Source organism: Trinickia sp. (assembly GCF_051961175.1).
In the GTDB taxonomy this organism is placed as follows: Bacteria; Pseudomonadota; Gammaproteobacteria; order Burkholderiales; family Burkholderiaceae; genus Trinickia.
Genome location: NZ_JBQCDN010000275.1, coordinates 65931 through 76386 on the forward strand (window position 1 = coordinate 65931; position 10456 = coordinate 76386).

Annotated in this window: 11 protein-coding genes; 3 read left to right on the forward strand and 8 right to left on the reverse strand. The window is 63.7% G+C overall.

Going from position 1 to position 10456, the window contains the following annotated elements:
- Positions 1-8 precede the first annotated feature (8 nt).
- The 6 genes from aepY to ACTHL0_RS16515 are packed head-to-tail and all read right to left on the reverse strand — an operon-like array spanning position 9 to position 6182.
- Positions 9-1181, reverse strand: coding sequence for a phosphonopyruvate decarboxylase (gene aepY / locus ACTHL0_RS16490; RefSeq protein ID WP_440567877.1), 1173 nt, complete (start codon positions 1179-1181; stop codon positions 9-11).
- Positions 1178-2875: a phosphoenolpyruvate mutase gene (gene aepX, locus ACTHL0_RS16495; protein WP_440567878.1), complete on the reverse strand. Its 1698-nt coding sequence runs from the start codon at positions 2873-2875 to the stop codon at positions 1178-1180. Before aepX ends, aepY begins: the two co-directional genes overlap by 4 nt.
- Complete coding sequence (locus ACTHL0_RS16500) at positions 2872-3636, reverse strand: NTP transferase domain-containing protein (RefSeq protein WP_440567879.1); 765 nt, start codon at positions 3634-3636, stop codon at positions 2872-2874. Before ACTHL0_RS16500 ends, aepX begins: the two co-directional genes overlap by 4 nt.
- A gap of 49 nt (positions 3637-3685) precedes the next feature.
- Positions 3686-4690 carry a flippase-like domain-containing protein gene (locus tag ACTHL0_RS16505; RefSeq protein WP_440567880.1) on the reverse strand — a complete coding sequence of 335 codons (1005 nt, stop codon included), beginning with the start codon at positions 4688-4690 and terminating at the stop codon, positions 3686-3688.
- A complete protein-coding gene (locus tag ACTHL0_RS16510) occupies positions 4687-5496 on the reverse strand; it encodes a HalD/BesD family halogenase (RefSeq protein ID WP_440567881.1) in 810 nt (269 codons plus the stop codon). The genes ACTHL0_RS16505 and ACTHL0_RS16510 overlap by 4 nt, the downstream gene beginning before the upstream one ends.
- Entirely contained in the window at positions 5493-6182 is a 690-nt protein-coding gene (locus ACTHL0_RS16515; protein ID WP_440567882.1) for a CDP-alcohol phosphatidyltransferase family protein, read from the reverse strand. Before ACTHL0_RS16515 ends, ACTHL0_RS16510 begins: the two co-directional genes overlap by 4 nt.
- Positions 6183-6386: 204 nt before the next feature.
- Here ACTHL0_RS16515 and ACTHL0_RS16520 point away from each other — a divergent pair, with 204 nt between their 5' ends.
- The 3 genes from ACTHL0_RS16520 (at position 6387) to ACTHL0_RS16530 (ending at position 9332) form a co-directional block, all read left to right on the forward strand.
- The gene (locus tag ACTHL0_RS16520; protein WP_440567883.1) at positions 6387-6845 is read left to right on the forward strand and encodes a hypothetical protein; all 459 of its coding nucleotides are present in this window, start codon (positions 6387-6389) and stop codon (positions 6843-6845) included.
- A gap of 351 nt (positions 6846-7196) precedes the next feature.
- A complete protein-coding gene (locus ACTHL0_RS16525) occupies positions 7197-8360 on the forward strand; it encodes a porin (RefSeq protein WP_440567884.1) in 1164 nt (387 codons plus the stop codon).
- Between the two features lie 219 nt (positions 8361-8579).
- The gene (locus ACTHL0_RS16530; RefSeq protein ID WP_440567885.1) at positions 8580-9332 is read left to right on the forward strand and encodes a 2-keto-4-pentenoate hydratase; all 753 of its coding nucleotides are present in this window, start codon (positions 8580-8582) and stop codon (positions 9330-9332) included.
- A 23-nt stretch (positions 9333-9355) separates the two neighbouring features.
- Here the strand turns inward: ACTHL0_RS16530 and mdcH are convergent, their stop codons facing one another.
- Together mdcH and ACTHL0_RS16540 are read right to left on the reverse strand one after the other, a co-directional pair.
- On the reverse strand, positions 9356-10303 hold the full coding sequence (gene mdcH, locus ACTHL0_RS16535; protein WP_440567886.1) for a malonate decarboxylase subunit epsilon: 948 nt from the start codon (positions 10301-10303) through the stop codon (positions 9356-9358).
- A complete protein-coding gene (locus ACTHL0_RS16540; RefSeq protein ID WP_440567893.1) occupies positions 10303-10455 on the reverse strand; it encodes a phosphoribosyl-dephospho-CoA transferase MdcG domain-containing protein in 153 nt (50 codons plus the stop codon). The genes mdcH and ACTHL0_RS16540 overlap by 1 nt, the downstream gene beginning before the upstream one ends.
- Position 10456 lies beyond the last annotated feature (1 nt).

Below are 10456 nucleotides of genomic sequence, written 5' to 3' on the forward strand. Positions count from 1 at the left end.
GGCATTCCTCAAGCAGCGCCGATGTGGCGCATCAATCGCGCTTTGACATCGGCGGGGGAAATCGTCGGGCGGGGCAGGTTATCCGGTGTGCCGCGCCGGATCGCCAAGCGAGCGAAGTGCGGCCCGGCGCGCGTGTCGCCCAGAGGCTTGCGCGCGAAGAGCGTATCGACGAGCGAAAGATCGTCGCCTTCGATCGCACGAGCGTAGCCGCAGGCCGCGGCGACACCCGCGAACGAGACGTGCTGCGAGACGGTGGCTTGCCCGCCCGTGGAATCGTGTGCGCCGTTATCGAGCAGCAGATGCGTGAGGTTGCCCGGGCCATACGCACCTAGTGTCGCGAACGCACCCATGCGCATGAGCGCTGCGCCGTCGCCGTCGAGTGCAACGACATGCAGATCCGGCCGCGCGAGCGCGAGACCGAGCGCGAGCGGCATGATGCACCCCATCGATCCGACCATATAAAGCTGATTGGGCCGATCGTCGAGTGCATACAGCTCGCGCCCGCAAAATCCCGTCGAAGCGAGGACGACTGTCGATTCGACGGGCGTATGCGCGATCACGCGCTCGAGCGCATCGCGTCGCGACGGCAGGCCGTCTTCTGTGGCCCCGCGCCAGTCCGCTTGCGGCGTGCATGCCATGGCGCGCTGCGTGCGTGCTTCGTCGAGCGGGTAGGGCGCGACGCTGCCCTTTTGCATGACGAGCGCATACGGCCGCCCGGTTTTATCCATATGCGCGACGGCGCGCGCCAATGCCGGCTCGATCGCATCGGCATCGCGCGGGAACGGCTCCCAGGGAATCTCCATGGTCTCGAGCAGTACCGGCGTGATTGGGCCCATGAGCGCGTGCTGCGGCTCGTCGGACACGCCCGGCTCGCCGCGCCAAGTCACGATCAAGAGCTGCGGCAGCCGAAACGTCCAGGTGAGCGAGGTCAACGGGCTCACCGCGTTGCCGAGCCCCGAGTTCTGCATCATCGTGACGCCGCGCGTGCCGTCACGCGCGCCGAGCGTGATGCCGCCGATCAGGGCGACCGCATCGCCCTCGTTCGCGGCGCTGATGTAGCGCAGCGCCGGATCCTGCAGAACGTAGTTGATGAACGGGGTGAGAAATGAGCAGGGCACGCCCGCGTACCAGGTAAAGCCGCGGCGCCGAGCCGCTTCGACGAATTGCGCCGCTTCGATCATGGTGTGCCACCCTGCCCGTTGCGCCCGACGGCGAACGGCGTTTGCGCATGCGCGAAATCCCCCGCACGCCGGAAATCTTCGAGGTCGTTCACGCCGCACCAATGGCCGTGTACGTATTGCACTTCGATCGCTTCGCCTGCGTCGATCAGCGCGTTGATCAGCGCGGGGACGTCGAGTGCGTCGAAGTCGGGCTGCCGGCGCAGCTCGGCGAGCATCGTGCGCAAGCGCTCGATGCCGCGTCCGCGAACGCTGAGCAGGCCGATCCATCGCCCGTCGGGCGGCGCGCCGGCCGGTTTGCCGCTGTGAATCCGCTGCAGCAGCGTCTTGTGCCCGAACAGCGCGCGATCGTCGGGCGCCGAGCAATAGGCGAAATCGCGCACGCTTTGATTCGAGGCGTGCGGCTGCGATGAATCGACGACGACCGTGAATGGGGCATCGTTTTCCGCGAGGTCGCGCAGAATATAGCTGCGAAACAGCAAATCGCCGTATGAGAGCAACGTGTCGGTCGTGAGTCCACCGGCATCGACCGCACAGGCAAGCGAGGCCAATTCGCCGGTTTCGGCGTGCTGATTGTTGACGACCAGCTTGATCCCGGCCGCATCGATGGCATCGGCCCGGTATCCCCCCACGACGGTGATGTCATTGACGCCTTGTTTCTTGAAGGCATCGACGAGCCAGCGCAGGAGCGGTTTTCCCGCCACGGGCAACATGACTTTGGGCCGTTCTGCCGTGACGGCTTCGAGGCCATGCCCGCGGCTGGCTGCGAGCACGACCGCGGCACCGGGCTTGCGCGCGGCGGATAGATAAAGGCGCTCGGCCATCGAATATTCGTCGGCGTTTTGCAGCCGGAAGATCTCTTCGACGCTGGCGATGCGCTCCTCGACGTTGACGAGCGTTTCGCTGTCGTGGATCTCCTTTGCGACGGCTTGCATCGAAGAGGCCGCGGCGCGGACGAGATGGTTCGCCCAGATGACGGTACTGATACCGGCCTTGCGGAACACTTCGGTCGGCGTGCTGTAGTACTTCGTCGGGACGATGACGAGCGGTGCCCGCCCGGCCCATTCGCGCGCGAACGCCAGGATTTCGTCGGGGCGCGACAGCTTGCTGTGGATGAGGATCGCGTCCGCGCCGGCCTGGCGATACGCTTCCGCCCGGTCGAGCGCTTCTTGCAGGCCCCAGCCCGCGATCAGCGCTTCGACGCGCGCGACGATCGAAAAATCCGGTTCGGACTGCGAATCTTTGCCGGCCTTGATCTTGCCGCAGAACTCGTCGATATCGGCCAGCGGCTGACGTTCGCCGCCAATGAAGCTGTTCGTTTTCGGGAACTGCTTGTCTTCGATGCACACCCCGGCGATGCCCCGTTGCTCGAGCTTACGCACTAGGCGCCGGACGTTGTTGAAGTTGCCGTATCCCGTGTCGCCGTCGAGCAGGATCGGCAGGTCGCTGGCGTCGGCCATGAATTCGAGCGTGTCGACGACTTGCGTCCAACTCGCTTCGTTGTTGTCGCGCACGCCGAACTGCGCGGAAATCGCGAGGCCCGACGCCCAGATCCCTTTGAATCCCGCCTCGCGCACGATCCGGGCCGATAGACCGTTGTGCGCTTCCATGAGAAATTCGAGCGTGTCGCTGACGAGCAGCTCGCGCAGCCGCGCGAAGCGTGAGCCCGTGGCCGTTCCTGGTTCGCGCGCGTTCATCGTGCCACTCCCGCCGATTGAGCGAGGCGCGGCAGCACTTCGGCTTCTGCACGCGCAACGTCACCCGGAAAGTCGATTTCGATCCACGGCAAGCCTGTCACGTCTGCTACGTCGTACCGGCGTCCGCCTTCGAGCAGCAGGTCGCGCACCGCTTCTTCGTGCGGCATGTGTTGCCGCCCGGTGTGCACATAGCTAGCGACGATGTCGGCGAGCCGGCGCGCGGTCTCTTCGCGAAAGCGGAAAAAGCCGACGGATTCGCCGATCGTGTCGTAGTCGAGCCCGACAGCGAGCTGCTTGCGCAGCTCTACCGGCACGCCGTCCTTGAGGCAGAGCTTCACAGGCTCGTCGCCCGTTTCGAAGTCGCGATCGATCAGCAGGCGATCGGTGCTCGGGCCGGCCACGAGGGCTTGCAAGATCGCTTCGTCATAGAGGACATCGGCGTCCATGAGCAACACATCGCCGCCGCGCGTCAGCGCATCGGCCATCGTATGCACGGTGAGCACGCTGCCGAGGTCGTAGCGGTCATTGATCACGACGGAAGGTTGCGGCTGCCAGCCGATGCGGCCGAGTTCGGCGGTGATCTGTTCCGGCTGGAAGCCGAGGGCCAATTCGATTTCGTCCACACCGTGCGCGCGCAATGCGCGCAAGTGGCGCTCGAGCAGCGTCACCCCCTGAAAGCGCAACAGGCACTTCGGGAACTGCTGCTGCGGGGGTTGCTGCAGGCGCAGGCCGAGGCCCGCGGCGAGAATGATGGCTCGCATCTTTTTCTTCTCCTGTCAAAAGCCGAGACGCGCTGGCGGGCGGTCCGCGTCAATCGGCAAGTGGCCACCCGGCTGCGCGCCGGCGTCGCCAACCTCGTTCACTCCATTGCAAATAGACAATGCCGGGCAAACCGAAGGCCAGTTCGCGTGCGCGTTTGGAGAGCGAGAGCGCGAGCGCCGCATCGGGCGGCAAGCCGACGACCGACGCCAGCAACAGATAGCCGCCCTCTTGCGCACCGAGCGATCCCGGAATCGCAAATGCTGCGCCGCGTATCGCTTGCCCTACGCTTTCGAGCAGCAACGCATCGAGCCAGTTCACCGGGTGGCCGATGAAAGCGAGTGCGAGCCATACTTCGCCGATGCCGACGACCCAGCCGACAAAGCTGAGCGCAAACGTGGCCGTGATTCGACCGCGCGAGCGATACAACGCGCGCACGGCCTCGTCGATCGCATCGGCGCTCGCGGCGGAGGCCATCGCGCCATGCGGGCCGAAGAACTTGCCGAACAGACGCGAGAACCGGCCGAACAGGCCGCGTTGCTGGAGGTAATAAAACGCAGCGACCGCAACGGCGAGCACCGCGCTCGCCGCGAGTGCCGCGAGATGCAGGGCATGCGTTGCCCCGGCGCTGCCTTCGGTAGAGAACGCCGCGAATGCCATCAGCCCGACGAGCGCGAAGGCGATTTGGGCGACCGATTGCAAGGTGGTCGAGACGGTCACGGCGGCGGCCGCGTCGCGCATCGGCGTGCCGTGCTGCGCCAAATGGCGGGCCATCAGAACGGGCCCGCCGATTTGACCGGCAGGCAGCAAGCTATTGACCGATTCGCCGGCCCATCGCGCGCGCAGCGCATAGGCGAAGGAGCCGGGCGGCGTCACCAGCACGGCAATGGCTGCCGCATCGATGACGAGCGGGAGCAGATGAAACGCCGCCACGAGTGCGAGGCCCCAACCCGCGCTCGCGAGCGCGGCCATCACGGCCCCCGCGCCTTGCCATGCGAGCAATGCAACGAAAACCGCTGCACCGAGCGATAAGAGGATTGCTGCGGAGCGCGTCATACGCCGTCTCGGCCGGCAGGCGGTTTGGTATTCGGACGCAGCGAGCGAAATACCTGGCGAAAGCCGAAATAGGCGATCGCGTCTTTCATGTTCGAGATGAAGCGGCGCCACGGACGCATCCGCGCATCGGTCACATATTCGAACGTCAAGGACACGCGCATTTCGCCAGCCTTCGACGGTGTGATCCGGTGACGCAGCTTGTCGCCGTCGAACAGGACGGCCGCGCCCGGCGGGTACTGAATCGAGTCGGCCACCGCCTGCGCACCCGGCGTGCGTGTATGGAGTTCGTAGTCGAGGCGGCAGGATGAATCGTCGATCACCCCAAGCAACAGCGTATAGCGCCTGCCGTCGTAGTAGGACGTATCGTAATGCCAGCCGATATGATCGCCTTCGCGCGTGTAGTAGTAGAGGGCGTAGGCGTGCGGGTCGTCCTCGGGCGAGAGCTGCAGCGTATCGCCGGTGATGGCCTCCAGCCATTCGATCAATGCGCGCGAGCGATACAGCTCTGCAATATGCGGGGCGAGCCGGTCGATCGGATGACGGCTGACGCTGCCGCCTTGCTTGTGGCCGGGCAGGTAGTTGCGGTTGACGGCCGGTTCAAGCGCGCGGGCGCTGCGAGCCAGCTGCGCCGTGACGTCGGTGGGCAGGAATCGGTCCAGATAAAGGAATGCGCCCTGTTCGACGAACTGCCCGCGCAGCCGTTGTCGATCAAGGCCGCGGATCGCGGTACCCAAGACGCCGTCGATCGACGTATCGGCCTGCCGCGCCGCTGCCCGTGCGGGCACCTCATCCACCGGCGCGTTCACCGCGACACCCACGCTTCGTCAGGCTGTTGCCGCGGCTCGCGCCTGCGCCGCACGATGCGCCAGTAATCGATCGTCACCCAGACTGCGAACAAGGGCGCACCGATCGACGCCGCGACGACGAACGGTTCCACTTGACGCGAGAGTGTGACAAGCGGCAGCAGATAGAGGACATCTTCGGTTTCGAACCCAGCTGCCGATGCTTGCTGCGTTCCCGCTTTGCCTGCCATCGCTTCGATACGCATGCGCAGATAAAAGATGAGCGCGACGGCGACACCGGCGATCGCGCCGAGCCATGCCGGCTGCGCGTAGGGGCTATCGCCGTGCATGAGGGCAACGCCGACGCCCATGGAGAGGAACAGCGCGATCGTGACGAACGCGTCGCTCGCCAGATCGTAGAAATGGCCGAACTTGCTCGACTTGCCGCTGATGCGCGCGAGCTCTCCGTCTGTATGATCGATGAAATTCGACAGCACGATCAGCAGCGCACCCACGTTGGTCGAAACGAACCCGCCCCGCGCGAGCGCGGCGGCGCCGGCAATGCCGACGGCGAGACGCACGGTGGTGAGGTGATTCGGCGTGATGCGCGACGACTTGAGCGGGGTGACGAGACGGCGAGCGAGCCTGGCGTCCCACGTGCGTGGCAGGGGAGCGATGGCGCGATGAGGAGGTTCGACGCGGTTGTCCATCCGCAGAAATATATACGCTTTTACGCAGTGTTGTCTTCCAGCTCGGCACGCGTGTGGACAGCGCACGCATAGCGCGCGTGGGCGAACGTGCGCCAAACGCGTTAAAGTGCGGGACTTTCGCCTCAATCGCATTCGGCACGCAGTGTGCAACGCGCACATTTCCAATTGTTACCGGCCCGGCTGTCTCCCGGCGCTTTCGCTAACATGAATCGTTTCGTCCTCGCCCTTATCGCACTCTTCGCTGTGTTCGCTACGGTATCGCCCGTACCGGCCTTTGCGACGCCGCTCGATGAGCCGCTGCATTGCGACCGTCCCGCGCGGGCGTTCATCGGCGCGTTGGAATCGCAAGGCTTGATCGATCCGCATCCGTCGCATGTGGAACCCAACTCGATCAATGCGTTCGATCCCACCCACAATGCGGATTTGACGGCCTTCGGCTTTCATGTGTTCGCCATTGTCGGGTACCAGAAGGACGATCCCATGTTTCAGAAAGGAGACGGCAAGCCGCTCGCCGATTCCGCTTATGGCGCGGTGGTGCTGGGGGCGACCGACAGTGTCAAGACGGCGGTCAGGGCTGCGGGGAGTTCGGCGATCGTCCATCATGTCGCGCCTTTCATCACGGCAATCTTTTGCCAGGACGGCGCGGGCAAGCCTGCGGATTAATGCGTCAGCCCGAATAGCCCTGCTGCTTTCATTTTTCTTTCATTTGCGGGGTAATGGACCGGTTTCGGTAGTTCGTTCTCAGGGTGAACCCGGGGTGAGCGTACTTTCTTGCCGATTGCTGTCTTTCCCGCGAAACGATTCGCATCCCATTAGTTGGCAATAAGCAACGACGCGCAGCGAGTGCGCATCGCGCGATGGACTTGGCCGTAGGGTCGTGCAACCATCGTCTCCATTGCGTCGTTACGACGAATAGTTCGAGAAAGACCGCGCGGCCGATCGTTTCCAGATAATGAGAATCGGGCCTGCCATAGATAGAATCTTTCCAATGAATTCGCCGGCTTGGAGCATTCGATGAAAAAGCACATTTTTTTGCTGGCTGCGTCTACGGCCTGCGCCGCCCCTGCGTTTGCGCAGAACAGTGTCACGCTGTACGGCTTGATCGACGAAGGTTTGAACTACACGAACAATGTCCAGGGCGGCCACAATTACGAGCTGGCGAGCGGTGACGTTCAGGGCAGCCGTTGGGGGTTGAAGGGTACCGAAGATCTCGGCAACGGCCTCAAGGCGGTGTTCCAATTGGAGAATGGGTTCGACGTCAATTCCGGCCGCTTGGGCCAGAGTTCGCGCATGTTCGGCCGGCAGGCTTTCGTCGGCTTGTCGAGCGATGCCGGCACGGTCACGCTCGGGCGCCAGTACGATGCTGTCGTCGATTATCTGGCGCCGACGACGGCGAACGGCAACTGGGGCGGCTCTCTGCTGTCGCATCCGTTCGACAACGACAATACGGACAACTCGTTCCGTGTCAACAACACGATCAAATACGCGAGCCCGGACTACGCCGGCTTCCAGTTCGGCGGCACCTACAGCTTCAGCAACGGTACCGGGTTCTCGAACAACCGCCAATATAGCCTTGGCGGTCAGTACCAGAACGGTGGATTGTTGGTCGCCGCGGCTTATTTGCAGGCGAACAATCCCGGGGTGACGCAGGGCGGGGCGATCGCCACGGACGACGCGAACTTCGCTTCGTCGCGCCTGCGCATCTTCGGCGGCGGCATCAATTACACGTTCGGGCCGGCAACGGCGGGCTTCGTCTATACGAATACGAACATCAGCAACCCGACGAGCAGTGCGTACCTGACGTCCGCCGATTCACTGTTCCCGACCACCGGGCCGCTCGCGGGTGCGACATTGAATGCGCTGAAGTTCCAGAACTTCGAAGTGAATGGCAAATACCAGCTTACGCCTGCGTTGTATGTCGGCGCGCAGTACGTCTATACGGTGGAACATTACGAATCCACGCTGGGCGGCGTGAAGCCGAAGATCCATACGTTTGGATTGATGGTGGATTACAACCTGTCCAAGCGGACGGACGTCTATATACAAGGCGCCTTCCAAAAGGTGGCCGGCGACAGCACCGGCTCTTCGCTCGACCATGCCTTCATACCGGGCACGGACGATGTATCGAGTACGTCGAAGCAGGCTGTCGCGCGCGTTGGCATTCGGCACAAGTTCTAAACAAGTTCTAAGAAAAATAATCGCGGTGCGTGCGCGCGCCGCATGTCTCACCTCAACCCATCCGTCGCATCTGCGCGGATGGGTTTTTTAATCGTTCTTGGTCGAACAGGGACAATGATTCCCAAGGGTGGCGCGCAACTTGCGGGGCGGCGTATGCCGGGCGGCTGTTCGGAACTGCGGAACGGTGAGACTATTCGAACGATCAGGAGGCACAGGGCCATGAGCAATACACAAGAGTTAGCGGCGCGGCTGTTGGAAGCACGCCGCACCCACACGCTGATCGACGCGGGCTCGGTTCAGTCGTGCGTGCCGGCGAACGCCGACGAAGCTTATGTCGTGCAGCAACTCGTGCTCGACAAATTGGGCGGGTGCGCGGGCTATAAGATCGGCGCTGGCTCGGCAACGGCGGTGCCGCAATGTGCGCCGCTGCCTGCGACGCGCGTGTTCGGCGCAGCGGCGGGGATTCGCGCCGGTGATTACGCGCGTATCGGCCTCGAGCTCGAGATCGCATTCAGCTTCGCCGAGGATGTGGACCATCGGCTGTCGGAGCAGGCCGACGAAGTGATCGATGCGATCGATACGATGTCGGTCGTCGCCGAAATTGTCGATAGCCGGTTCGATGCGTGGCCGGATGTCGATCCGTTACTTCAGCTCGCCGATCTGCAAAACAACGGGGCGCTCGTGATGGGCGATACCCGTCCGTACGATCGCAGTTTCGATGTCAGCGCGCCGCATGTCAGTTTTTACTGCGGCAACCAGGAGATTTTCCAAGGGGTTGCGCGGCATCCCGCGGGTGATCCGCGACGCTTGATTGCTTGGCTCGTGGCGCGCACGCTCGAGACGGGACATTCGATTCCGGCGCGAACGGTATTGACGACGGGCTCGTATACGCCGCTTTACATCGCGACGGGGCCAGGGAAGGTGCGCGGGGAGATCGAAGGGTTCGGGAAAATCGAGTTCGAGATTCGGTAGGAGGAGCGGCGCTTCGGATACCGCTACTCCGGCTCCCCCGCCCGCCGTGCCACCACTTCCACCAAACGATCGCCGGCAAACGATGCCGCCGCAAGTGCCGTGACTTCCGGGTACGCCAGGCGTGCAATGTCGGTCAGCACCTGCCCGGGCGGCGCCTCGACGAGTACCGTCGCACCGCGTTCCACGATCGTCGTCAAGGCGTCGAACCATCTCACCGTGTAGCGCATATTCGTGGCGAGGTCTTCGCGGATGTCTTCGCCGCGACGCAGCGCACGAGCCCGGCGATTGCCGACGTAGACGTGCGTCGGTGTGCGAAACGATATCGTCGACGCATAGGCGTCCAGCGCTTCCGATGCTTCTTTCAATAGTTCGCAGTGCGAAGGAACGCTGACTGCAAGACGCTTCGCCCGGTGTGCCCCGGCGGCGCTCGCGCGCTCGTTGAACGCGGCGAGCGCGGCATCGGAGCCGGCAACGACGATTTGCCGCGGTGCATTGACATTGGCGACATACACGCGCGAATCGGCCGCATCACCCGACGCGCCGTTCGATGTCCCGATCAATGTCTCGATTTGCGCTTCTGTTAACCCCTCGATGGCCGAGAGGCCATATCCGCTCGGATAGGCGCGTTCCATCAACTCGGCACGCGTTCTGACCATCCGCAGCGCATCGGCGAAGGCGATCGAGCCACATCCGACGGCGGCCGCGTACGCACCGACGGACAAGCCCGCATGAAGTTGCGCTTCGATGCCGGCGTCCGCAAGACGCCGCTGGATCGCCACGCCGGCCACGACAAGCGAAACCTGAACGGCCACGCTCGATCTGAGCGCGTCGCTCGAATCGAGGGTACTGACATCAAGCGACAAGACGTCCGAGGCTTCCGCGATCGTCGCGTCGACGACGGGATGCGGCGGCAAGCGATGTAAAAAGCCGGCGCTTTGCGCGCCTTGGCCGGGGTAGAGCAGCGCGAGCATCAGCACCCCGCCTCATGCATTAAGGCACCGGGTGCCCATGGGTCTTCGACGAGACCCGGGCCTCGTGCCGAGCGAACCATGACGCGCGGCTTGTCTTGCGCCCATTCGCTGAGCGCTACCCCGCCGGCAGGCGATTCGAGTTGAGCATCGATG

Bases quoted from the DNA above. Each gene is read 5' to 3' on its own strand.
- mdcH (WP_440567886.1), bottom strand. From the start codon at position 10,303: ATGCTCGCGCTGCTCTACCCCGGCCAAGGCGCGCAAAGCGCCGGCTTT.
- ACTHL0_RS16520 (WP_440567883.1), top strand. From the start codon at position 6,387: ATGAATCGTTTCGTCCTCGCCCTTATCGCACTCTTCGCTGTGTTCGCT.
- ACTHL0_RS16525 (WP_440567884.1), top strand. From the start codon at position 7,197: ATGAAAAAGCACATTTTTTTGCTGGCTGCGTCTACGGCCTGCGCCGCC.
- aepX (WP_440567878.1), bottom strand. From the start codon at position 2,875: ATGAACGCGCGCGAACCAGGAACGGCCACGGGCTCACGCTTCGCGCGG.
- ACTHL0_RS16530 (WP_440567885.1), top strand. From the start codon at position 8,580: ATGAGCAATACACAAGAGTTAGCGGCGCGGCTGTTGGAAGCACGCCGC.
- ACTHL0_RS16515 (WP_440567882.1), bottom strand. From the start codon at position 6,182: ATGGACAACCGCGTCGAACCTCCTCATCGCGCCATCGCTCCCCTGCCA.
- ACTHL0_RS16500 (WP_440567879.1), bottom strand. From the start codon at position 3,636: ATGCGAGCCATCATTCTCGCCGCGGGCCTCGGCCTGCGCCTGCAGCAA.
- ACTHL0_RS16505 (WP_440567880.1), bottom strand. From the start codon at position 4,690: ATGACGCGCTCCGCAGCAATCCTCTTATCGCTCGGTGCAGCGGTTTTC.
- aepY (WP_440567877.1), bottom strand. From the start codon at position 1,181: ATGATCGAAGCGGCGCAATTCGTCGAAGCGGCTCGGCGCCGCGGCTTT.